Annotated in this window: 24 protein-coding genes and 1 pseudogene; 8 read left to right on the top strand and 17 right to left on the bottom strand. The window is 65.9% G+C overall.

What is annotated here, in order from left to right; genetic code table 11:
- Positions 1-6 precede the first annotated feature (6 nt).
- The 10 genes from ACEE23_RS04630 to betA all read right to left on the bottom strand — a co-directional run bounded on the left by ACEE23_RS04630 (position 7) and on the right by betA (position 6,540).
- Positions 7-732 (bottom strand): hypothetical protein, encoded by a 726-nt coding sequence (locus ACEE23_RS04630; protein WP_368520552.1) that lies wholly within the window; start codon positions 730-732, stop codon positions 7-9.
- 42 nt (positions 733-774) lie between these two features.
- On the bottom strand, positions 775-1,092 hold the full coding sequence (locus tag ACEE23_RS04625; RefSeq protein ID WP_368520553.1) for a DMT family transporter: 318 nt from the start codon (positions 1,090-1,092) through the stop codon (positions 775-777).
- Positions 1,089-1,445: a DMT family transporter gene (locus ACEE23_RS04620; protein ID WP_368521450.1), complete on the bottom strand. Its 357-nt coding sequence runs from the start codon at positions 1,443-1,445 to the stop codon at positions 1,089-1,091. Before ACEE23_RS04620 ends, ACEE23_RS04625 begins: the two co-directional genes overlap by 4 nt.
- 4 nt (positions 1,446-1,449) lie before the next feature.
- Positions 1,450-1,746, bottom strand: a complete 297-nt coding sequence (locus ACEE23_RS04615; RefSeq protein ID WP_290224161.1) for an MGMT family protein — start codon at positions 1,744-1,746, stop codon at positions 1,450-1,452.
- The gene (locus tag ACEE23_RS04610) at positions 1,747-2,562 is read right to left on the bottom strand and encodes a VOC family protein (RefSeq protein ID WP_368520555.1); all 816 of its coding nucleotides are present in this window, start codon (positions 2,560-2,562) and stop codon (positions 1,747-1,749) included.
- A complete protein-coding gene (locus tag ACEE23_RS04605) occupies positions 2,563-2,856 on the bottom strand; it encodes an RNA-binding S4 domain-containing protein (RefSeq protein WP_368520556.1) in 294 nt (97 codons plus the stop codon).
- Positions 2,857-2,866: 10 nt separating this feature from the next.
- Positions 2,867-3,196, bottom strand: a complete 330-nt coding sequence (locus ACEE23_RS04600; protein ID WP_448871288.1) for a heavy metal-binding domain-containing protein — start codon at positions 3,194-3,196, stop codon at positions 2,867-2,869.
- Between the two features lie 4 nt (positions 3,197-3,200).
- Complete coding sequence (locus ACEE23_RS04595; protein WP_368520557.1) at positions 3,201-3,878, bottom strand: LysE family translocator; 678 nt, start codon at positions 3,876-3,878, stop codon at positions 3,201-3,203.
- A 148-nt stretch (positions 3,879-4,026) separates the two neighbouring features.
- A complete protein-coding gene (locus tag ACEE23_RS04590) occupies positions 4,027-4,665 on the bottom strand; it encodes a LysE family translocator (RefSeq protein WP_368534473.1) in 639 nt (212 codons plus the stop codon).
- A 105-nt stretch (positions 4,666-4,770) separates the two neighbouring features.
- On the bottom strand, positions 4,771-6,540 hold the full coding sequence (betA, locus tag ACEE23_RS04585) for a choline dehydrogenase (RefSeq protein WP_368520559.1): 1,770 nt from the start codon (positions 6,538-6,540) through the stop codon (positions 4,771-4,773).
- A gap of 326 nt (positions 6,541-6,866) precedes the next feature.
- Between betA and betT the strand changes: the two genes are divergently transcribed.
- Both betT and ACEE23_RS04575 read left to right on the top strand, forming a co-directional pair.
- Positions 6,867-9,089, top strand: a complete 2,223-nt coding sequence (gene betT, locus ACEE23_RS04580) for a choline BCCT transporter BetT (protein ID WP_448871291.1) — start codon at positions 6,867-6,869, stop codon at positions 9,087-9,089.
- A 92-nt stretch (positions 9,090-9,181) separates the two neighbouring features.
- Positions 9,182-10,762, top strand: coding sequence for an aldehyde dehydrogenase family protein (locus tag ACEE23_RS04575; protein ID WP_368520561.1), 1,581 nt, complete (start codon positions 9,182-9,184; stop codon positions 10,760-10,762).
- Between the two features lie 11 nt (positions 10,763-10,773).
- Here ACEE23_RS04575 and ACEE23_RS04570 read toward each other — a convergent pair whose 3' ends face one another.
- Positions 10,774-11,499, bottom strand: coding sequence for an SDR family oxidoreductase (locus ACEE23_RS04570; RefSeq protein ID WP_368520562.1), 726 nt, complete (start codon positions 11,497-11,499; stop codon positions 10,774-10,776).
- 165 nt (positions 11,500-11,664) lie between these two features.
- On the opposite strand from ACEE23_RS04570, the gene ACEE23_RS04565 reads away from it, so the two are divergent.
- Together ACEE23_RS04565 and ACEE23_RS04560 are read left to right on the top strand one after the other, a co-directional pair.
- Positions 11,665-12,009, top strand: a complete 345-nt coding sequence (locus tag ACEE23_RS04565) for a hypothetical protein (RefSeq protein ID WP_448871294.1) — start codon at positions 11,665-11,667, stop codon at positions 12,007-12,009.
- On the top strand, positions 12,006-12,317 hold the full coding sequence (locus ACEE23_RS04560; RefSeq protein ID WP_368520564.1) for a transcriptional regulator: 312 nt from the start codon (positions 12,006-12,008) through the stop codon (positions 12,315-12,317). Before ACEE23_RS04565 ends, ACEE23_RS04560 begins: the two co-directional genes overlap by 4 nt.
- Here ACEE23_RS04560 and ACEE23_RS04555 read toward each other — a convergent pair.
- From ACEE23_RS04555 to ACEE23_RS04540, 4 genes are all read right to left on the bottom strand, one after another.
- Positions 12,314-12,532: a hypothetical protein gene (locus ACEE23_RS04555; RefSeq protein WP_070768564.1), complete on the bottom strand. Its 219-nt coding sequence runs from the start codon at positions 12,530-12,532 to the stop codon at positions 12,314-12,316. The two genes, ACEE23_RS04560 and ACEE23_RS04555, sit on opposite strands and share 4 nt — an antisense overlap.
- Positions 12,520-13,104, bottom strand: a complete 585-nt coding sequence (locus ACEE23_RS04550) for a chromosome partitioning protein ParB (RefSeq protein ID WP_368520565.1) — start codon at positions 13,102-13,104, stop codon at positions 12,520-12,522. Before ACEE23_RS04550 ends, ACEE23_RS04555 begins: the two co-directional genes overlap by 13 nt.
- A 210-nt stretch (positions 13,105-13,314) precedes the next feature.
- The gene (locus tag ACEE23_RS04545; protein WP_368520566.1) at positions 13,315-13,863 is read right to left on the bottom strand and encodes an NADPH-dependent FMN reductase; all 549 of its coding nucleotides are present in this window, start codon (positions 13,861-13,863) and stop codon (positions 13,315-13,317) included.
- 45 nt (positions 13,864-13,908) lie between these two features.
- Positions 13,909-14,586: an alpha-ketoglutarate-dependent dioxygenase AlkB gene (locus ACEE23_RS04540; RefSeq protein ID WP_368520567.1), complete on the bottom strand. Its 678-nt coding sequence runs from the start codon at positions 14,584-14,586 to the stop codon at positions 13,909-13,911.
- A 51-nt stretch (positions 14,587-14,637) separates the two neighbouring features.
- Here ACEE23_RS04540 and ACEE23_RS04535 point away from each other — a divergent pair.
- Positions 14,638-15,120: pseudogene (locus ACEE23_RS04535) on the top strand (maltose acetyltransferase domain-containing protein); the annotation flags it as partial.
- Between the two features lie 111 nt (positions 15,121-15,231).
- Complete coding sequence (locus ACEE23_RS04530) at positions 15,232-17,490, top strand: ATP-dependent RNA helicase (RefSeq protein ID WP_448871361.1); 2,259 nt, start codon at positions 15,232-15,234, stop codon at positions 17,488-17,490.
- Here ACEE23_RS04530 and ACEE23_RS04525 read toward each other — a convergent pair.
- The gene (locus tag ACEE23_RS04525) at positions 17,487-18,257 is read right to left on the bottom strand and encodes a TSUP family transporter (RefSeq protein ID WP_448871297.1); all 771 of its coding nucleotides are present in this window, start codon (positions 18,255-18,257) and stop codon (positions 17,487-17,489) included. The two genes, ACEE23_RS04530 and ACEE23_RS04525, sit on opposite strands and share 4 nt — an antisense overlap.
- A gap of 57 nt (positions 18,258-18,314) precedes the next feature.
- Here ACEE23_RS04525 and ACEE23_RS04520 point away from each other — a divergent pair, with 57 nt between their 5' ends.
- Complete coding sequence (locus ACEE23_RS04520; protein ID WP_368521447.1) at positions 18,315-19,370, top strand: AbrB family transcriptional regulator; 1,056 nt, start codon at positions 18,315-18,317, stop codon at positions 19,368-19,370.
- 3 nt (positions 19,371-19,373) lie between these two features.
- Here the strand turns inward: ACEE23_RS04520 and ACEE23_RS04515 are convergent, their stop codons facing one another.
- Complete coding sequence (locus ACEE23_RS04515) at positions 19,374-21,035, bottom strand: DUF885 domain-containing protein (RefSeq protein ID WP_368521446.1); 1,662 nt, start codon at positions 21,033-21,035, stop codon at positions 19,374-19,376.
- A gap of 280 nt (positions 21,036-21,315) precedes the next feature.
- On the opposite strand from ACEE23_RS04515, the gene ACEE23_RS04510 reads away from it, so the two are divergent.
- A complete protein-coding gene (locus tag ACEE23_RS04510; RefSeq protein WP_368520572.1) occupies positions 21,316-22,473 on the top strand; it encodes an HNH endonuclease signature motif containing protein in 1,158 nt (385 codons plus the stop codon).
- Positions 22,474-22,536 lie beyond the last annotated feature (63 nt).

The raw sequence follows: 22,536 nt of genomic DNA, 5'->3' as shown, positions 1-22,536 counted from the left end.
GGCGAGTTAGCAGACTCGCGACGACCCCATCTGCGCTACCGCCCGGTTGACGGCCCCGCACGCCTGCGCGGCCGGTTCCACGCGGCGCACGTCGGCGGTGTGCTCGCCGGCCGTGCCGAAGGTGTGCGCTGCGACGGTGAAACCGTGCCCGTGGGAAACGCTAGCGTGGATGTGTCGGCTGTCGGACCAGCCGAATTTCGTGCCTTCCATGCCCGGCAACGTGGCGGTGCCGAAGTCCTGGCGGTAGCCGTCGGCCGCCACCGGCGCAGCAGTGTTCATGCCCCGAAACAGCGGCGCCGCCGCCGGGTCGCCGTGGATGGCGTCGATGAACCTGGCCATGTTTTCCGTCGACGTCACGGAGTTGCCCCAGTAGCCGTTGCGGTGCGTGGCATGCAGGCGGAACTGGCGGGCCACGCCGTCGATGGCCTGCGGGTAGCGGGCGTCTAGGTCCGTGGCGATGCCGTCGTGGCTGACCCGGATCATCTCTTCCACCTGCGCCTTGTCCGCCGCGGCGCCGTGCTTGAGCACCCAGTAGCCCAGGTACAGCTTGGCCAGCGACAGCGCCGGCCGGGACTCGTTGGCGTTCGGCGTGGCGATGCTCCAGCCGCTGGCGTGCCGGACCGTGACCTGGGTGCGCTCCGGCACACCTGTCAAAGACGGCGCGGCGTGGGCGACGGCGGGGCTGGCGATCGCTGCGATAATCACCGCAGCGCAGGGGACGGAATAGCGCATGCCCTGATATTAATACGCGGCCGGCGGGAAATACAGGGTTGCTTAAGAACCCATCTCCACGAGCAGCACCCCGCCGATAATCAGCGCCACGCCCAGGGATTTCAGCCAGGTGAAAGGCTCTTTGAAAAAGAGGAAGGACAGCACCGCCGTCAACGCCACGCCTACCGCGGACCAGATCCCGTAGGCCACGCCTAGGGCCATTCCCTCCAGCAGGGCCAGGGACAAAAAGACATAGGCCGCGAGGTAGCCCGCGATGACGGCCAACAGCCACCAGCGCCCGCCGCGCACCGCGGACATCCGCAGGCTCATCGTGCCGGCGACCTCGCAGAGCACCGCGAGGATGATATACGCCCAGCTCATACGGTACCCACCTCCACGGGGGCCGGTTGCGGGCGCGGCCTGGCGCCCATCTCCACGCAGGCGACGCCGGCCACGATGAGCGCCATTCCGGTAATCTTCAACCAGGTCAGCGTCTCCCCGAACAACACCGCCGACAGCGCGGCGGTGGCCACTACCCCGCCGGCGGCCCACATGCCGTAGGCCACCCCGATGGCCATGCCCAGCTTGAGGACCCTATGCAGCAGCGCGAAGGCCGCCGCGTAGCCGGCCACCACCACCGCGTAGACCCACGGATGATCCAGGGCTATTTTCAGTCCTAAGGTGGCGACCACCTCGCTGGCAATCGCCAGCAGGAGGAAAAACCCAGCGCGCAAACACTCAACCCCTTTGCCAGATGGACTGTAATTCTTCAGCGGCGATACCGCACTGCCGCATATCCACTCTACCTGCGGAAAACGCGATTCCTTCCGCCTGCCAGTGGGCCCGCGCGCGGTCCGGATCGTGGCAGGTGCCGTCGGCGCGCACCACGCGCCACCACGGCAACTGCGCGCCATGCCGGCTCAAGAACCAGCCGACGTAGCGGGCGCCTACGCCGGCGACCTTGCCCACCTCGCCATAGGAGGTGACGTTGCCGGCCGGGATGGCCGCGCAGACGCTGCGGACCGTCTCTTTCACTTAGCCGCCGAGGTTGAGCACGTCGTCGGACTCGCGCGGCTCTTCCTCCGGCGCCGGCGGGGTCTCGACCAGGGTAACCGTCGCGCCGGTGGCATCGGCCAGCAGGCACATGCGGCCGAACGGGGACTCTTCGGCCGGCCGGATGACCTCCCCGCCGTGGGCCTGCGCCTGCTCCACCGCGGCGTCGAGGTCCGCGACTCCCAGGAAGGTCTGCCAGAAGCTATTGACCTGGTCCGGGAACTGTCCCTGCGCGTTCCAGAAGCCGGCAAAGGCCGCGCCCTCGGCCTCCGCGGTGGCGTATTCGATCTCCCCTGCGCTGCCCGGGCTGGTGCGCAGCTCCCAGTCGAAGAGCTCGCCGTAGAAGTCGAGCGCCGCGGAGAAATCCCGCGTGACGCTCAGCTCGTGCCAGACCGCGCAGCCGGGCTCGCCGCCGGCGGTAAAGCTGGTGGGTGCCGCGGGCTGGATCAGCCCGAAGAGGCCACCGGTGGGATCCACCAGCAGCGCCATCTGCCCGCGCTCGATGGAGCGCGGATCCGCCATCACCTTGCCGCCGAGGCGCTCCGCGCGCTCGCAGTCGGCCGCGATATCCGCCGACAGGAAATGCGTGACCCAGGTATCCGGGGTCTGGGCGCCTTCCGGCTGCGGGATAAACCCGCCGATCGGCAGCCCCTTGACCGTCACGGTCTGGTAACCGCCCGGCTCGCCCTCGATGTCCCAGCCCAGCACGGAGCGGTAAAACTCCGCCGAGGCCGGATGGTCTGCGGTGGTCAAGTCGATCCAGAAGGGCAGGCCTACCTCGGCCTCGAATGCTGGCATCTACAGGTTCCTCCACTTCTCGGGGTCAAAATCATCATCGGCCGTGGCCTCGTCGAAAAAGTCGTCGTCCGCGTCGTCGGCTTGGCCCACCACGAAGACGGCGTCGGCTACCTGCACCCGGTCGCCGGGCACGATCTTCTCGCCGCGCGTCTGGCACACCGAACCGTTAACGGTGACCTCGCCGGCGGCGATGAGCTCCTTGGCCTCGCCGCCGGTAGCCACCGCGCTGGCGAGCTTGAGGAACTGGCCAATCTTGATGGACTCGCCCGCAATGGGCACTAGAATTTCCGCCATGCGGACCAGTCTACCGCTGGGGTTTCAGCGTCACCGCGGTGCCCGAGGCCGTGACCATCAGCATGTTGTTGGACGTGCCCAGCACCGTGTAGTCGAAGGCGATGCCGATCATCGCGTCCGCGCCCAGCTCCTGGCCGCGGTTCCACAGCTCGTTCAGGGCGGACTCGCGGGCCCGCACGGCCTCTTCCTCGTAGCCGGCGGAGCGCCCGCCAGTGATGTTGCGGATGCCCGCGCCGAAGTCCTTCAAGAAATTGATGCCGGAAACCGTCTCGCCGGCGATGACCCGCAGGTACGTGTCGATCTCGCGGCCTTCTACTGTGTTCGTCGTCGTGAAAATCATGCCTTTAGGCTACCCCGATTGCCCCGCGCACACCTTCGTAGAGGATGAACGCGGCCAGGAGCAGGAAGACCACGCCCGAGAAGAGATCCACCCACGAGGAGTGGCGCGACATCCAGCGCGAAAACGCCCGCACGGTCAGCGCGACGGCGCCGAAAAGCGCCAGGGACTCGCCCACCAGCAACACCACCAGCAGCACCGACCAGCCCAGGCTCATGCCCGGCTCTAAGAAATTGGAGAAGACCGCGCCGAAGAAGATGACGACCTTCGGGTTCGACAGATCGCAGATGAAACCCATCCGGTAAGCCTTGCCGGCAGTGATCCACACCCGCGGCGCCGAATCCGGGTTGTCCTCTTGGAAGGTCTCCGTCTGCACCACGCGGGCGGGCACGCGGCGCTGCGCCAGCCCGGACTTGATAGCGCTGTAGGCCATCCACAGCAGGTAGGTACCGCCCAGCAGCTGAAGCGTGATGAGAATCCCCGGGTGCGAGTCGATCAGGGCGGACAGGCCCGCCAGCGAGGCCACCACCCAGAGCAGCAGGCCGGTGGAGCTGCCCAGGGCCGCCCACAGCCCCGCCCGGGTGGAGCGGGACCCCAGCCGGATGATCTGGATGACGTCGGGCCCCGGTGAGGCCATGGCCACCAGCCACACCCCCATCAGCGTGAGCAAAGAGACTAAAGACACGCGCACCTCCTGTAGAAACGACTGCAAGGCCCCGACCGCACATCGGGACCTTGGATGAGCTCTCTTTGGCTCCGCAAACGGCGGAGTTGATACCGCCATCGAAGGTACGCTCCATCCCACCTAGTGGGAAACAGGTTTGTGTACTGGGCTAATTAACCAGGCCCATGACTCCTTCCACCACCATGACAAGCCCGAAGATGGTGAAGATGATGCCGGCGACGATGTCCAGCCAGTTGCCGTGCCGGGCCAACCAGCGCGCGGCGGTGCGCACGACGAGGGAAAAGCCGCCGAACCAGGCGAAAGAGATGGCCAAGAGGATGAGGCCGACCGCCACGGTCCACAGCGCGGACATACCCGGGGAAAGGAACTGGGCGAAGACGGCGCCGAAAAACACCAGGGCCTTCGGGTTGGACAGGTTGGTCATCAGCCCCAGGCGATAGGACTTGCCGGCGGTGAGCACCCCCTGGACGCGCTCGGGCTGCGCGGCCTCGGGCTGGCTCGTGCGCAGCCCGCCGCGCAGGGAGCTAAGCCCCATGTAGATAAGCACCCCGCCGCCGATGACCTGCAAGCCGCTGAGCAGCTCCGGGCGGGCGGCAATCAGCGCGGACAGGCCCGCCAGGGAGGCCGCCAGCCATACACCCGTGCCGGTGGCGATCCCGGCCGCGCACAAAAGGCCCGCCCGGCGCGAGCGCGGCGCGGTGCGGATCACCTGCACCACGTCCGGGCCCGGGGTTACCAGCAGGACTATCCACACGCCGATGAGCGTCAGCAGGGAGGCCATGCTCATGGGGGTTTCTACCTTCCGTAATTTAAAGGGGCAGTCATTGAAAAACCGCCACGCTGCCGGGGTGGCAGGTGACGGTTTTAGTGTAACGGAGCGTTTTCCGTGGGTTTACCAGGCGCCCTCGATGGCGTCCTTGTGGTCACGGACCTTCTCGCCCTCGGCGTAGAGCGGCATGTCCTCGCCGGCCTTGTACCAGGAGGTGTACTCCGGCTCCAACGGGGTGCGGCCGGCAATCAGATCGGCGGCCTTCTCGCCCACCATCATGGTCGGGGCGTAGATGTTGCCGTTGGTGACGTTCGGGAAGACACCGGCGTCGGCGATGTAGAGGCCTTCGATGCCCCAGACCTGCATGGTCTCCGGGTCGACGACAGCCATCTCGTCGTCCTTGGAGCCCATCTTGGTGGTGCAGGACGGGTGCAGCGCGGTCTCGCCGTCGTTGCGGACCCACTCCAGGATGTCCTCGTCGGTCTGGACGTCGGAGCCCGGGCTGAACTCACGGGCGCCGACTTCCTCCATGGCCTCGGTGTCCAGCAGGGAGCGGGCCACGCGCACGGCCTCGACCCACTCGCGGCGGTCCTGGTCGGTGCGCAGGTAGTTGAACAGGATCTCCGGCTTCTCGTGGATGTCGGCGCTCTTGATGCGCACGTAACCCTTGGTGTCGGAGAACATCGGGCCAACGTGCCACTGGAAGCCGTGCTTGACGTCGGCCTTCTGCCCGTCGTAGCGCACTGCCATCGGCAGGAAGTGGAACATCAGGTTCGGGTACGCTTCCTTGTCGTTGGAGCGCACGAAGCCGCCGGCCTCGAAGTGGGAGGTGCCCACCGGGCCCTTCTTGGTCAGCAGCCACTCCAGGCCCATGAACGGCCAGCGCCACTTATCCAGGTACGGCTGGGAGGAATCCGTGTTGTTGGTCAGCTCGTACTGGATGTAGACCTCGAGGTGGTCCTGCAGGTTCTCGCCCACGCCCGGCAGGTGCTTGACGACCTCGATGCCGTGGGACTCCAGCAGCTCGCGGTCGCCGATGCCGGAGACCTGCAGCAGCTGCGGGGTATTGATGGCGCCGGCAGACAGCACGATCTTGTCCGCGTAGACGCGGTGGACGCCGCCTTCCCACTCATATTCCACGCCGATGGCCTTCTGGCCGTCGAAGAGGACCTTAGTGGTGAAGGCGTGGGTGCGGATCTCCAGGTTCTTACGCTGCTTGTTCGGGTGCAGGTAAGCCCGGGCCGCGGACCAGCGCTTGCCGTGGCGGATGTTGCGGTCGAACGGCGCGAAGCCCTCCTGGCGGTAGCCGTTGACGTCGTTGGTCAGGTTGTAGCCCGCCTGCTGGACGGACTTGAACAGGGCCTGGAACAGCGGGTTGGTGGCCGGACCGCGGGATAGGTAGAGCGGGCCGCTGTGGCCGCGGCGCGGATCGTTCGGGTCGGCGCCGGTGGCGGTCTCCATCTTCTTGAAGTACGGCAGGCAGTGGGCGAAGTCCCAGTGCTCCATGCCCGGGTTGTCGGCCCACTTCTCGTAGTCCATGGGGTTACCGCGCTGGAAAATCATGCCGTTGATGGACGAGGAACCGCCCAGCAGCTTGCCGCGGGCATGGTAGACGCGGCGGCCGTTCATCTCCGGCTCCGGCTCGGACTCGTACATCCAGTCGTAGTGCTTGGCGCCGATCGGGAAAGAGAACGCCGACGGCATGTGGACGAACAGGTCCCACAGGGAGTCGTTGCGGCCGGCTTCCAGGACCAGCACGCGGGTTTCGGGATCTTCAGTCAGTCGAGCAGCGACCACGGAGCCGGCGGAGCCGCCGCCGACAACAACCACGTCGCTTACTTCGTCAGTTACCTTCTTCGAGTTATTCTTAGTCACCTTGTCTAATAGACCCATACGGAAAGCACTTCCTTTCTTCGCGGTGTTCAGAAATGCATATTATGCAATCAGTGCATGGACAAATACGCATTATTCCGCTCCTACTTACATAACGAGCCTACCTGAGAAGCTTGCAATTTGCCCAGAATAGGATAAGTTTGACGTGTTCCATACTGGTATTTTCGATAGTGCCTTTGTCCCTTCCCACCCTAAATGCGCTCGGGTTTTTTGCGCCGTTTCGAATATATGAATCAAATATGTTTGAGCGTTTAGCCTTAAGCCCGTCTATGTCCGTTTGGGCGTCGGTGCGGGCCAGGGCGCTAACAACTTCAGAGGAGTGATCCATGGCGAATTTCGATCCACATGATCCTGAATCGCCCCAACCCGCTAAAGCCGAACCTTCTTCAGAAGGCAAGGCGCGCACCAAACACCGATCGCGCTACCAGGTCCGCGCCCTGGTAGGCAGCTACAAGGCGGAAACCGGCTCCGATGTCGGCGCCGACGAGGTCGAGCCGCCCAAGACGAACTGGCCCGTCTTCACCGTCTCCAGCGTGCTGATCATCGCGATGGCGCTCTACGCCGGCTTGGGCCGCGAACACGCCGCCAACACGCTGGCCAGCGTCACCGGCTGGATCAGCACCAACCTCGGCTGGTTCTACATCCTGACCGCGACCATCGCGGTCGTTTTCGTCCTCTACATCGCGATTTCCAGTTCCGGCAATATCCGGATGGGCCCGGATCACTCGCGCCCGAAGTTCAACACCTTCGCGTGGGCTTCCATGCTTTTTGCCGCCGGTATCGGCGTCGACCTGATGTTCTTCGCCGTGGCCGAGCCGGTGACCATGTACCTGGCCCCGCCCACCGGCGAGCCGGAGACCATGGAGGCGGCCAAGGAGGCCGTCGTCTACGCCATGTTCCACTACGGCCTGACCGGCTGGGCGCTCTACGCCCTGATGGGCATGGCCTTCGGCTACTTCGCCTACCGCCTGAACATGCCGCTGGCCATCCGCTCCGCGCTGTACCCGCTCATTGGCAAGCGCGTGCACGGCCCAGTCGGCGACGCCGTAGATGTCGCCGCCATGCTGGGCACCGTCTTCGGCGTGACCGCCTCCCTGGGCATCGGCGTGGTGCAGCTGTCCTACGGTATCCACCTCATCTTCGATATCGACCAGGGCCTCGGCCTGCAGTCCGCCCTCATCATCATCGCGATTGCCATCGCTACCCTGTCCGCCGTCTCGGGCGTGGACAAGGGCATCCGCTTCTTGTCGGAGCTCAACGTCTTCCTGGCCATCGCACTGATGATCTACATCGTGGTCTTCGGCAAGACCGCCTACCTCTTCGACGCCATCGTGATGAACGTGGGCGACTACGTCTCCAAGTTCCCGTCCTGGACCATGGACACCATGGCCTTCACGGATGATCCGGCCGCCACCTCCGAGTGGATGCAGTCCTGGACCCTGTTCTTCTGGGCCTGGTGGATCGCCTGGGCTACCTTCGTGGGCCTGTTCCTGGCGCGTATCTCCCGCGGGCGCACCCTGCGCCAGTTCATCTTCGGCACCCTGACCTTCCCGTTCCTGTTCATCCTGATGTGGATGTCCTTCTTCGGCAACACCGCCCTGGACATGGTGCGCTCGGGTGATTACCCCGAGTTCGCCGAGAACGCGGTCAACATCCCGGAGCAGGGCTTCTACGACATGCTGCAGGAGTTCCCGGCCTCGGGCTTCATCATCCTGCTGACCACGGGCATCGGCCTGCTGCTTTATATCACCTCGGCCGACTCCGGCGCGCTGGTGATGTCGAACTTCACCTCGAAGATCACCGACAGTCGCCAAGACGGAACCCGCTGGCTGCGCATCTTCTGGTCCATCGCCGTGGGTCTGTTGACCCTGGCCCTGCTGCAGATCGACGGCATCGCCACGGTGCAGTCCGCCACCGTGGTCATGGGCCTGCCCTTCGCCGTGGTCATCTACCTGGTGATGTTCTCCCTGTGGAAGTCGCTGCGCCTGGAAAACCTGCAGAAGGAGGCGCGCACCACCGCGCTCCACGGCGTTATCTCCGGCCGCACCGACCGGATCGCCGCCGACGGCGACAGCTGGAAGCAGCGCCTGGATCGCGCCAATACCTACCCGACCAAGCAGGACATGGACACCTATATGCGGAACACCGCCGAGTTCGCCCTGGAAAAGGTCGCGGTCCAGATGCGCCAGCGCGGCTACGACGCCATCCTGCTGACCAGCGAGCTGCCTGACCTGGAACTGCCCCAGCTGGACCTGCAGGTCACGCTGCACAACGAGCGCAAGTTCCGCTACCAGCTCTTCCCCGTGGCCTCCGAATGCCCGGAGTTCCTGGCCGGTGATCAGAAGGAATACTTCCGCCTCGAGGTCTACGATCTCACCGGTTCTTTGGGCTACGACGTCTACGGCTACAGCGAGAACCAGCTCATCAACAACGTGCTGGATCTCTACGAACGCCACCTGGCCTTCCTGCACATGCAGTCCGAACGCCCAGGTGAGTCCGATGTTTCCGATGGCGCAGAGCCCGAGCAGATCTGGCGCGAGGATAATTAGTTCTGGTAGACCGGAAAGCGGAACCGAACAACTTCCCTGTTTGAATACGAATGCCGGCCCCTATTAAAGCGCCGACAAGAAAGGATGCTTTGTTGAGCACCCAGAACGCACTGTTTGATCCTTCTACGACGGAGCTCCTCTCCGGCGTCCACACGGGCGACGGTCCGAAGTCCCTATTCATCGATGGCCAGTGGGAGGCCGCTGCTGAGGGCGGCACCCGCACCATCACCTGCCCGGCCGACGGCACCGTCGTCGCCGAGGTCTCCGAAGCCACCGACGAGGACACGATCCGCGCTATCAAAGTCGCCCGCCGCACCTTCGATGCCGGCACCTGGTCCTCCGTCCCGGCCATCGAGCGCGGCAAGCTGCTGCTGCGCGTGGCCCAGGCCATCCGCGACAACCAGGAGCTTTTCGCCAAGGCGGAATCCGCCGACACCGGCAAGCGCCTGGAAGAGTCCATGGGCGACATGGAAGACATCGCCGGCGCTTTCGATTACTTCGGCACCCTGGCTTCCCACCAGGCCGGCCGCGTGGTCGACCCGGCGGACCCGAACGTGCGCTCCCGTATCGACGCCGAGCCGGTCGGCGTCTGCGGCCTGATCACCCCGTGGAACTACCCGCTGCTGCAGGTGTCCTGGAAGGTTGCCCCGGCCATCGCTGCTGGTAACACCTTCGTCCTCAAGCAGGCGGAGCTGACCCCGCACACCGCCATGCTGCTCATGGCCGTGCTGCGCGATGCCGGCCTGCCGGACGGTGTGGCCAACCTGATCACCGGCGCCGGCGCCAACTGCGGTAACCCGCTGTCCCAGCACCCGGACGTGGACATGGTCTCCTTCACCGGCGGCCTGGTCACCGGCAAGCTGATCGCCAAGAACGCCGCGGAGACCGTCAAGCGCACCGCGCTGGAGCTAGGTGGCAAGAACCCGAACGTCGTCTTCGCCGACGCGGACTTCGACGCCGCCGTGGACAACGCCCTCAACGCCGCGTTCTTCCACTCCGGCCAGGTCTGCTCCGCAGGCTCCCGCCTGATCGTGGAGGAATCCATCCACGACAAGTTCATCGAGGCCCTGGTCGAGCGCACCAACAACATCAAGATCGGCGGCCCGACGGACGACAAGGCCGAGACCGGCCCGCTGATCTCCGCCGAGCACCGCGAGAAGATCGCCGAGTACGTGGACCGCGCCCGCGAGCAGGGCGCCTCCATCCTCACCGGCGGCCGCGCGGCCACCAGCGAGGACACCAACGGCCAGCACGGCACCGGCAACACGGACCTGGGCGCCGGCATCTACTACCTGCCGACCATCATCGATGACACCACCCGGGAGATGGACTGCGTCCACGACGAGGCCTTCGGCCCGACCGTGACGGTGGAGACCTTCACCACGCAGGAGGAGGCCATCGAGATCGCCAACGACACCGAGTACGGCTTGGCCGGCGCGGTGTGGACCACGGATGCGGGCAAGGCCGAGCAGGTCGCCCGCGGCCTGCGCCACGGCACCATCTGGATCAACGACTTCCACCCGTACCTGCCGCAGGCCGAGTGGGGCGGCTACAAGCAGTCCGGCAACGGCCGCGAGCTGGGCCCGACGGGTCTGGAAGAGTACCAGGAGCACAAGCACGTCTACCAGAACCTGACCCCGGCCGTTTCCGGCCAGTTCGGTCTGCAGAAGTAGGCTCTTAGCTCCTAGCTCTGGGTGCGCGGCTTGACCGTCATCACGTCGATGTTGACGTGGGCGGGCAGGGACGCCACCCAGCGCACCGCCTCCGCGATGTCCTCGGCGGCGAGGTTGAGCTGGCCGTCGTAGACCTTAGCGGCGCGCTCTTCGTCGCCGCTGAAGCGGACGAGCGAGAAATCGGTGGCCACGCGGCCCGGGTCGATCTCCGTGGTGCGGATGTTGTGGTTTTCCAGCCGCAGCGCCCGGGAGATCACCCGCACGCCGTGCTTGGCGCTGTTGTAGCCGGAGCCGCCTTCGTAGACGCCCCAGCCGGCCACCGAACCCATGTTGATGACAAGCCCCGAGTTATCCGGGGCTTGTTCTAGTTTCGGCACCAGCGCCTGCAGCATGCGTACCGTGCCCAGCACGTTCACGTCATACATCCACTGCCAGTCCCCGATCTTGGTGTCGACTAGTGGCTCCAGGCCCTTGGCGCCGCCGGCGTTGTTGACCAACAGGTCCACCCGGTCCACCTGCGCGGCGAGCGCGTCCACGGACTCCTGGCTGGCGACGTCCAGCTCGATGGCGGTGCCGTCGATTTCTTCCGCGAGGGCGTCCAGCCGGTCCTTGCGCCGCGCCGCCACGATCACGTGCCAGCCGTCGGCTGCCAGCGCCCGCGCGCTCGCGGCGCCAATCCCGGAGGAGGCACCCGTCACGATTGCTACTTTCTTGTTACCCGCGTCATGATTAGTCATGCCCCGCAGTGTAACAAAACCCTTGTTTTCTAGTACGGAAAGTGTCATACTTTCCACTGTGGAAAACAATGAGAAGAAGCAGGCCACCGAGGCTCTGTCCTTTAACGAATCCCTCGCAAAGAAAAAGAACGCCCTGTTCCCACCCTGGGTCGCTTTTGCCTGGCGTTGACCTACCTGGCGGCCTTCGTGCTCATGGCGTTTCGGCCCCGCCATTGGTGGGCGCTCCTCATCGTCGTTGCCGTTATACTCGTCGCCGCCTTCCTCCTGCCCCGGCGCTACCCGCGGGTGCGCCAGTCTTACCGCCAAGATCCCTTCGCCGCACCCTCCGCGGACAAGCGCTACGGGCTGGGGCTTTTCTGCCTCTATTGGCCGATGTCCGCCTTCATCTTCGCCCACGACCTGCCGGCCTGGGTCGTGCTACCTCTTGGCCTCCTGGCCTTTGCCAGCGTGTGGTGGGCCCTAGGCAGTGGCGCCCTAGATCTCAGCTCCCGGGAGCGGAATCATTCATGAACGGCCAGCTCGATCCAGTCATCCACCCTCTCAACCGGTTTAAAATCTGCGCCGTACTCAACGCCTACGGCGCGACCGAGGGAGCAGTCAACCAAGAGATGGAGTTTTCCTCGCTGGCCCGGGAGGTGGGCTTAAGCCCGTCCGCGCTCTCCAAGCAGCTCAGCGCCCTACAGGAGGTAGAATACGTCAGCCGCTTCCGCGAATACGGCTCCACGCGCGGCAAGGACACCGTGTGGGTAAGCCTCACCGCGCGTGGTCGCGCTGCCTTCCGTGAGCACCTGGCGGCACTCAAGGACATCGCCGGCTAGTGGGCGCGGAAGGAATAGCTACCCGTCAGACCGTTGTGGATCTCCACGGAGTAGCTCTGCCCGTTAGCCTCGGCGCCCTCCACGAGGGAGTCCAGCTCCTGCGCGTTGTAGTAGCGGCTTAGGCCCAGGTACAACAGCAGCAGCAGGAACAGCCCCACCACAACGATCGCGGCAACCACCATGGGGGCGTTTCGAGTCGTTTCTACTTCTGGCATTCGAAGCGGTAGCCTCCTTCATTCTTAGCTGCTCCGGAATCGGTGGTACCCTCCACGCCGGCGGAATCGCGGCTGTCAACCACCGGGCTGCCACCGTTCTGGTAGCACTGGTTAATCAGGTTCTGCTTTTCTGCATGGGAAGTGTACATCGAGTAGAAGATCAATCCGCCACCGGTGAGAATACCCAAGATGGCCACGCCTCCCCAGATGATGGCGGGCGCGATCCGGAAGGAGACCCCGGAGTTGTCGTTATCCGAGTCGCGCATCTCGTCCGGCTCGTAGCCGTTGTCGATCAGCACCTGGTCCACCTGCTCATCGGTCAAATCCGCCAGGCCAGCCTCTACCTGATCAATCTCTTCGGCGGTGACGCGATCGTGGTCAATCTTGCCTTCGTCGAGCCGGATCTCGTCCTCCCCGGCGTCGTAGTACATCGCTTCGGCCAGCACCAACGGGCCCTGGATGTTGGAATCCAGCTCGTTGGCCGGCGCTGCCGGGGCGGCAGCGCCGGTCGTCACCAGTGCGGCAGCCAGCGCGCTGGCGATGCCCTTCTTCGGGATGAACGGGAAGGTCACGGAAAGTCCTTTCTACTCAAAAATAACGGTGTCCTGGGCCAGCGAATGCCGTGGGCACCGCCGGCCGCAGACACCGTAACAAGCAGCCAGGCACCCCGCAGCGCGACCGCCAGCGACTTTCTCCCACCGGGGGTAATTCCACACACCTTGATGTATCAACGAAGCCTATATTGAGGCTTTATAAAATCGAAGCAATACTCCGCCGGGGGGTTATTTGCCCAGCGCATCCTCGAGCTCGGCCAGGATGTTGTCCATGCGCTTGGTCTTGTCCTCGTCCGGGGTGAACTCGCCGTCGGTGAAGTCGGAGAAGATGGAGACCTCCAGCTGGTTGCGCAGCTGGGCCATCTGGAAGTTGCTGACCACCAGGCGCCAGGCCTCGACCGCGCGGATGGCGCCGGAGGCGCCGTAGCCGACGAAGGCGACCGGCTTGCCGGCCCACTCCGCGCCCAAGGAGTCGTAGGCGTTCTTGAAGGCGCCCGGCACGGAGTGGTTGTACTCCGGGGTGACGAAGACGAAGGCATCGCAGGCATCGATAGCCTTGGACCACGCCTGCACGTTGGCGTCGTCGTACTGCTTGTTGGCCGCGCCCGGGACGGTGGCGGCGGTCAGCAGCGGAACATTGAAGGCAGCCAGGTCGATGAGCTCGTAGTCCACGCCCTGCTCAGCGCGGTCGCGGGCGATACCCTCGACCCAGCGGCCGACGGCTTCGCCCAGGCGACCTTCGCGGATAGAGCCAATGATGATGCCGATCTTTGCCATGTCGGACTTCCTTTCAGTTTAACGGTTAAGTGTTTCTGGCACAGCCTACCCGGAAAAGACCTGCCGCACCGTGACATTGATTCGGCCCTGCGCCAGCCCGCAGCCTTCCGGCGCGGTGCCGGGGCGAACCTCGGGCACCCCGTGGAAAGCAAAACGCTTCGGGCCGCCGAAGACGATGAGATCCCCGGAGGCCAGCGTCACCTCCTCCCAGGGCCGGTTGCGGTTTTCCGTGCCGCCGATGCGAAACAGCGCCTCCTCCCCAATGGAAAAGGAGACGATGGGCGCCCGCGTGGACTCGTAGCGATCCTGGTGCATGCCCATCTGCGCGCCCGGCGGGTAATAATTCACCAGGGCCATGTCCGGCAAGTAGCTTTCCGCCCACGGGACCAGCTCCTCGGCGAGGGCGGCGGCGCGGGAGACGGCATCGATAGCCGCCTGCCGAAGATCCCCGGGCAGGGCCGGGACGGTGTGTCCGAATTTCCGGTCCACGTAGCGGTAACTGTCATAGTCGAAGTAATGCCCCAGGTTCAGCATGTGCACGCTCATGCGCCCGCCGGAGGCCAGCTGGGGCCGCTGCATGGCAAAGGGCGTGCCGTTGGCCCGGCGCGCCAGGTCCCTAAACCGCGCGACCCACGCGTGCTGCTCCGGCGCCGACCAGTAGCCCGGCACGTGCGCCACCCCGGGCGCGACCTTGGCCGTGGGGCGCTCCACCTCGAAAAGCATGACACCCAGTCTGGCACAACCAGCGGCGCGATTGTCGGCACAATAGACAGCATGACGATCAAGGACAGCGAGGACAATCACGCGGTCTACGGCACCCGCGAGCGCATGGAATCCGGGCGGTGGCACCTGCCCGGCAGCGACGAGCTCCGCACGGAACAACTCCGCGGCTTCCGGCTCATCAAGCAGTTCAACGACCTGGGCAACACCGAACCGCACGCCGCCGAAGCCATCCTGCGAGAGCTTTTACCGGAAGAATCCGCAGTCCCCGGGTGGTTTGCCCCGGCCAACGTGGAATACGGCTACAACCTCATCTGCGGCGACAACGTCTTCATCAACTTCGGCGCGACTTTCCTGGCTCAATCCAAGATCCGGCTAGGCGCGGGCACCCTGGTCGGCCCCCACTGCTCCTTTATCACCGTCGGCCACCCGATCGACGACGCGACGATGCGCGCCGCCGGCTGGGAGATCGCCCACCCCATCACGGTAGGCACCAACTGCTGGTTCGGCGCTCACGTCACCGTCCTGCCCGGGGTCACCATCGGCGACAACTGCGTCATCGGCGCCGGCACCCTGGTCACCAAGGACGTGCCGGACAATTCCCTGGTGCTTGGCTCCCCGGGCGGGTCGTGCGTAAGCTTGGATGACATGTTCGACATCGCACGGATCGGCCGCGACCTGCCCGTGGCCGGGGTCATTGACCGCCTGCCCACGCTTGTCGATGCCACCGGGCGCCTAGTCATCCAAGCCCCGCCCGGCACCGGTAAGACCACCCTGGTCCCGCCCGCCCTGGCCAACCACTGCGGGGGCAAGGTCATCGTCACCGCGCCCCGCCGCGTGGTCGTGCGCGCCGCCGCCCGCCGGCTGCGCCACCTCTCCGGAGCCCCGAAGGCCGTCGGTTTCAGCGTCAAGGGCGAGCACCAGCCCGGCACCCACGTCGAGTTCGTGACCCCGGGCGTACTCCTCCAGCGCCTGCTGCGGGATCCGGATCTGGAGGGTATCTCCGCCGTCGCCATCGACGAGGTCCACGAGCGCCAGCTGGATACCGATCTCATCCTAGGCATGTGCCTGGAGCTCGCCGAGCTGCGCGACGACTTCCGGCTGGTAGCCATGTCCGCCACCCTCGAGCGCGACAAGCTCACCGAATTCTTAGGAGCCGAAACGCTCAGCACCCCGGCGGTGACCTACCCGCTGGATATCTCCTACCGCCCACACCCCGACCGCAGCAGCTGCTCCCGGGAATTCCTGGACCACCTGGCCCAGCTGGCGCAGGAGCAGGTCTCCGCCACCGGGCACTCCGCCCTGGTCTTCGTGCCGGGCGTGCGCGAGGTCGAACACGTCGTCGGCCGCCTGCCCGGCAGCTTCCCCCTGCACGGACGCCTAGATTCCCGGCAGCAGGACGCGGCCCTGCAACCCTCGTCCACCCCGCGGATCGTGGTCTCGACCTCCCTGGCCGAGTCCTCCCTGACCGTGCCCGGAGTGTGCACCGTCATCGACTCCGGCCTGTCCCGCGTGCCCCGGCTGGATGCCAGCCGCGGCATGACGGGGCTGGTCACCATCAGCTCGGCCAAGTCCACCGCGGACCAGCGCGCCGGCCGCGCCGGCCGCGAGGGCCCGGGCACCGTGGTGCGCGCCTATTCCGCCGCCGACTACGAGCACGCGGCCGAGGCCATCACCCCGGAGATCCTCACCACGGATCTCACCCAGGCCGCCCTGCAGCTGGCCGCCTGGGGCGACTGCCCGCTGCTCGATAGCCCCCAGCCGCAGCACCTGACCCGCGCCCGAGAACACCTGGAATCCCTCGACGCCCTGCGGGGCGGCCACCTGACCCAGCTAGGCAAACGCCTGGTCCGCCTGCCGCTGGACCCGCACCTGGGCCGCGCCCTTATCGAATGCGGGCCGTCCGCCGCGGCCACCGTCGCCGTGCTGGCCGACGATCCCCGTGGCGACATCGCCCGCCAGCGCGCGCCGAAGTCCGAATCCCAGCGCCTGGCCGAGCTGGTGAGCACCGGCAGCGGCGTCAGCGATCCCGGCGCCATCACCGGGCTGGCCTTCCCCCGCTGGATCGCCCGCCGCGTGAACGACGACACCTACCTGCTGGCCTCCGGAACGCGGGCCCGCCTGCCCCACGACCTCGGCCTCGACGGCTCCGAGTGGCTGGCCACCGCGGTCGTGACCCGCTCCGCCGAGGGCGGCACCATCCGCGCCGCCGCCCGCATTTCCGAAGAAGACGCGCTGGACATCATCGGCGTGACCGAAGAGCTGGAAACCGACTTCGTCAAGGGCAAGCTGCGCGCCCGCCAGATCCGCCGGGCCGGGCAGATCGAGCTCAGCTCCACCCCGACCCAGCCGAGCCCGGAGGCCGCGGCAGAGGCCCTCGCCCGCCTGCTCGAACGGACTGGCTTAGAAATCTTCCACTTCTCCGACAAGGCGCAGCGCCTCTTCGACCGCCTGGCCTTCCTCCACGCGCGCCTCGGCGATCCCTGGCCGGATCCACAAAAGGCCGATCCGCAGTACTGGCTGGGCCCAGAGCTCGGCGACATCGTCCGCGGCAAGCCCCCGCGCGAGGTCGACATGTACCCGGCGCTCCAGCGCCTGCTGCCGTGGCCCAACGACATCGATGCCGCCGCGCCCGAACGCCTCACGGTCCCCTCGGGCAAGCACCCGCGCATCGACTACGCGACCGGCCGTCCCGTCGTGCGCGTCAAGCTCCAGGAGTGCTTCGGGCTGCATTCCTCCCCCGCGATAGCCGGCCTGCCGGTCCAGTTCCACCTGCTGTCCCCCGCCGGCCGCCCGCTCGCGGTCACCGACGACCTGGCCAGCTTCTGGTCCGGCCCCTACCAGCAGGTGCGCGCCGAAATGCGCGGGCGCTACCCCAAGCACGCCTGGCCGGAAGACCCGGCCTAGCCCCACTGCTGCCACGCGAGGTAGCAGCTCATGACCACCACGAGGGTCAGCAGGGCGTAGCGGATAAGCTTCGTGTCCCCGCCCAGCACCGTGCGCGCGCCCAGCTGCGCGCCGACGATATTGGCCACCGCCAGGACGATGCCGAGCGTCCACCACACGTGTCCGCCGACGATGAAGACCACCAGCGCGCCCAGGTTCGTCGCGGTGTTGACCACCTTCGCCATCGCCGCCGAGCGCAGAAAGTTCTGGGAGAAGATGGCGGTAAAAGCCATGATCAAAAACATGCCGGTGCCCGGCCCGAAGATGCCGTCGTAGAACGCCACCGCAGCCGTCGCTGCCAGCGCCGCCCAGGACCGCCAGCCAGAGTGGATCCCCTCGCTGTCGCCGCCGCCGAAGCTCGGCTTGAAGGCGATGAACGTGCCCACGGCGAGCAGCAGAACAATGATCAGCGGCCGCATCACGTCCTCGTTGAGCAGCGAGGCCATCAGCGCACCCACGCCCGAGGCCACCGCCGCCAACACCGCCATCGGCACCAGCTCCCGCGCGGGCGGCCGCACCTTGCGCACCAGCGTTACCGCCGCCGATGCCGTGCCCGAGACCGCCGCCACCTTATTCGTCGCCAGCGCCGTGGCCGGGGCCACGCCGGGAACCAGCGCCAAGATCAGGGGGATGAGCACCAGCCCGCCGCCGCCGATGACCGCGTCGATCCAGCCGGCCACCCCGGCCCCCGCCACGAGCAGTGCCCAGGTTCCCGCGCCTATTTCCATGGCAACAGTATAAGGCCAATAGTATAAAGGGGATCGAATTTACAAGGAGGTGCCCGCATGCCGTTGGCAGTGCGCTGGATGATTGTCGCGCCCGCCTCCGTGGGCCTCGGCTGGCTCTTTGACCACTGGAACGTGCCGGCGGCCTGGATCGTGGCCGCCATCGTGGTCTCCGCCGGCATGGCGCTGGCGACCCGCAAAGAGCTGCCCGTCAACCGCCACGTCTACGCGCTCAGCCGCGGGTTCATCGGCATCCTGGCCGCGATCCCCCTGACCACGGTGCCGCTGTCGCGCATCGTCGGCTTCCTGCCCGCGGGCGTCGTGGTCTCCCTGGTGACGGTGCTAGTCGGCATTGGCGGCGGGCTCCTCCTGCACCGCGCCCAGCCGAAGGCCGTCAGCCGGGACACCGGCATCCTGTCCATGCTGCCCGGCGGGGCGTCCATGATGCCGGTGCTCGCCGACGACCTCGGCGCGGACTACCGCTACGTGGCGCTGACCCAGTACCTGCGCCTGCTGACCGTGTCCATGACCCTGCCGGTCGTCGTCGGCTTCCTATCCACCCCGGCCGACTCCCATCCGGTCGACGCCCCGCAGCCGGATCAGCACTGGTGGATGATCCTGCTCGTGTTGGCCATCGCCTTCGCCGGCGAGCCCCTCGGCAAGCTTCTCCGCCTGCCCGCCCCGGGCGTGATCGGCCCGCTCCTGCTGACGGTGCTGGCCTCGTTGTTCCTGCCCGGTGAGCTCACCCTCCAGCCCATCGAACCCTTCCGAATCTTGGCGTTCATGTGCATCGGTTGGGTCTGCGGCGGCGGCCTGTCGTGGCCCGCACTGCAGCGGTTCGCGGCGCAGCTGCCCGCCACCGTGGCCTATATCGTCGTGGTCATCGCCCTCTGCGCGGCAACTGCTTGGCCGCTGACCTGGGCGCTGGACATCACCTATTTCGAGGCCTACCTGGCCACCAGCCCCGGCGCGCTCGAGACCGTCCTGGCGCTGTCCTCCGAAGGCGGGGCCGGGCCAGCAGTGGTGGCCATCCAGCTCATCCGGCTCATCATCGTGCTGGTGATTGCCGGCTACCTGCCCCAGCTCATCCGCCTCTTCACGCGGAGGAAACGCTAGCACCTAGTCGAGGATGGTCTCGCGCAGGATGGACATCGGCACCGAGCCCAGCGCCAGCGCCTCGGCGTGGAACTCGCGCTCGCTCATGCCCTGCGCGACTGCCTCGTCGCGGGTCTGGCGCCACAGGCGCGCCCCCAGCGCGTACGATGGCGCCTGGCCGGCCCAGCCCAGGTAGCGGTTGACCTCGAAGGAGAGGTTCGCCGAGTCCATCGCGGTGTTCTCCCGCATGAAGGTGTGCACGTGGGACTTGTCCCAGACGCCGGAGCCGTCCGGCATCTTCTTGCCCAGGTGCAGGCCGATGTCCGCGACCACGCGGGCCGCCCGCAGGCGCTTAGCGTCCAAAAGGCCCATCCGGTAGCCGGGATCGTCCATGTATCCGAGCTCCGCCATGAGCTCCTCGGCGTAGAGGGCCCAGCCCTCGCCGTGGCCGGAGTTCCAGCACACGCTGCGGCGCCACAGGTTCAGATCCGGCTCGACCAGGGCCTGGCCGATCTGCAGGTGGTGGCCCGGCACGCCCTCGTGGTGGACCGTGGTCAACTCCTGCCAGGTGTGGAATACGTCCTGGCCGGCCGGCACCGACCACCACATCCGGCCCGGGCGGGAGAAGTCATCCGCCGGCTGGGTGTAGAAGATCCCGCCGGTGCCCGCCGGATCGATGCAGCACTCAATCTCGCGCACCTGCTCCGGCACGTCGAAGTACTTGCCGTCCAGCTCCTCGATGGCGCGGTCGGCCGTGGACTGCATCCACTCCACCAGCGCGTCCTTGCCACGCAGGAGGTAGCGCTCTTCCTGGTTGAACTTGCGCATCGCCGTGCGCACGGTGCATTCGTTGCCGTAGAGGCTATGGGCGATCTTTTCCTGCTCGGCGTTGATCTCGCGCAGCTGCTCCAGGCCCCAGCGATAAGCCTCGTCCACGTCCACGACGTCGCCCACGAACAGGTGGGAGAACAGCTCGTAGCGCTCGCGGCCGAAAGCGTCCGAGGTCGGCGCCTGCGGCTGCAGGTCCGTCGACAGCCAGGCGGAGAATTCTTCGAAAGCCTGCTTGGCGTGCTCCACCTCGGCGGAGTCCTCGGCCAGGCCGAGCTCGTCGAGCATCGAGTCGCTATCCGTCAGCGCGTTGCACTGGCCGATGACCTCATTGATCTGGCGGTTGGCCGCCACCAAGCCGTGCGATGCCGCCTCCGTCAGCGAGTCCCGATAACCCGCCAGCGCGCTGCCCACCTTGGACAGGCGGGAGCGGATGGCGTCCAGGTCCTCCTCGGTCTCCTGCGGCATGAGCAGGAGGGTGTCCCGGATGGTCTGGACCGGCGAGGCGATGTTGTTGAGCAGCCGCAGGTCCTCCATGCGGTGGTGCATGTCTAGGTCCAGGCAGAGGCGATCGCGCAACACGGCTGCGGTCACGTAGTCGACGTCGTCGAAGTCGTCCTCGTCGTCCGACTCGTCCGTCGAGTCATCCAGGGCGTCGAGATCCGCAATCATCTCGCGGGTACGGTCCGCCACGGCTTCGTAGTATTCGGGCGAGAAGTCCTGCAACTCACCCTCGTAGCCCGCAACGCCCCACGCCGTCGCATCGGTAGGGGTCAGGGCTGCCAAATCAGCTGCGAAATTATCGCACGAAGCGTCCAGAAGGGAAGGCTGACGCTCGGCGTTATGCTCGGAACTCATGATTGGGAAGTCTAGCCACTTTCCCCGCTTCACCGCTACCTGGCGCGGCGCGGTGAGAACGCTGAATGCCTCCTGCCCCGCCAAAGTCGCCCTTACCAGGTCTTTTCCCGCTGCCGGCAGGAAGATAACACTTAGGCATCAGTTCCCGAACTAGTCCCCTTCGAAAATTGCAACATAGTTTCGAAAAAGTTTGGCGCAGGGGTTGCGGTGCTGGTTTGGATTGCTATTATGGGGGTTGGGTTAGAACATAGTTACGACACATTCATTCGGGGAGAATGTCATGGACCCTTATTACACCGTCAATACACCGAACTGCCCTATCGCCCACGAGGCCACCCAGATCCGCCGCGTTGACTACCACCTGTGGCAACGCCTCCGCCCGCCCATTAACGAGGATTGCGAGACCACCGTCGGCAACCTCGCCGCCCGCACCGGCCTTTCTTATACCGCCTGCCTCAACCGCTGCTTAGCCCTCGAACGCCTCGACACCCTGCCCCAGCTCGAAGAAACCGTGGAAAGACTCCAGCACATCGGTTTCAATTACCTCATCCTGATCGACCAAGTCTTAAATAACCTGGGCGAGCCCACCCAGGACGTTCTAGAACGCATAGATACTGAATTAAACAAATACCTCAGCCCTACCCGCCCGGGCCAGCGCCTGCCCTCCTACGCCAACCTGCGCCGCAAGCTCAACAGCCTGGTGGCCACGGAACAGCCCGAAGACACGTCGAAAGATTCGACCGATACCTCCGGCCCAGACGGCGGCAACTATTCCTGCGAGTCCCAGTCAGGATCCCGCGCCGGCATCTACGCCGACTACGACCCCGCAACCACCGCCCAACTAGACGACGCCATTTCCCGCACCGCCAAAGAACACGGCATCAGCCCGGCCGCCGCGCTCGCCGGCCTCATCCTCGGGGAATACTCCTCCCCGCAAGTGGTCCTCAACCTCTACCAGGCCAGCGACGTCCCCCATGCCCCCATCTTCGTCGCCGGTTTCGGCTGGATTAGCCACAAAAGCGGCCAGAAGCTGGCGGACGCAGCAACCACCGTCCGCCACATGTCGGATATCGCGGAAAAGCGCAGCCGCAACTACGCGACGCCGAACGACATCAAGGCCTTCATCAACGGCCGCGACGGCACGTGCCGCTACCCCGGCTGCACGGTCAAGGCGGAGCGCTGCCAGAAGGACCATTGCGTCGACTTCGGCGACGGCGGCCCGACGGCCGCGTACAACCTCGTCAACCTGTGTCAGCACCACCACAACATCAAGACCGACGGGCGCGCGACCTACGTCATCGACCCGCACACCTCGGACGTCATCTGGCTGTTCAACGACGGCACCTGGCAGGCCACCAGCCCCGAGGGTCCGATGTCCCGGCGCTCCTGCAATTGGTTGCGGACGGTCGAACAGGTAATGGCCGGGCGGAGGGGGTGATGTCGAAAAATCTGACATTTCCGCACCAAAACACCACAATTGCTAGACCATGCAGTCTAATTT

This window comes from Corynebacterium sp. 32222D000AT (genome assembly GCF_053546955.1).
Note: the sequence above shows the minus strand (reverse complement) of the source record. Positions and strands in the feature narration are given on the sequence as shown.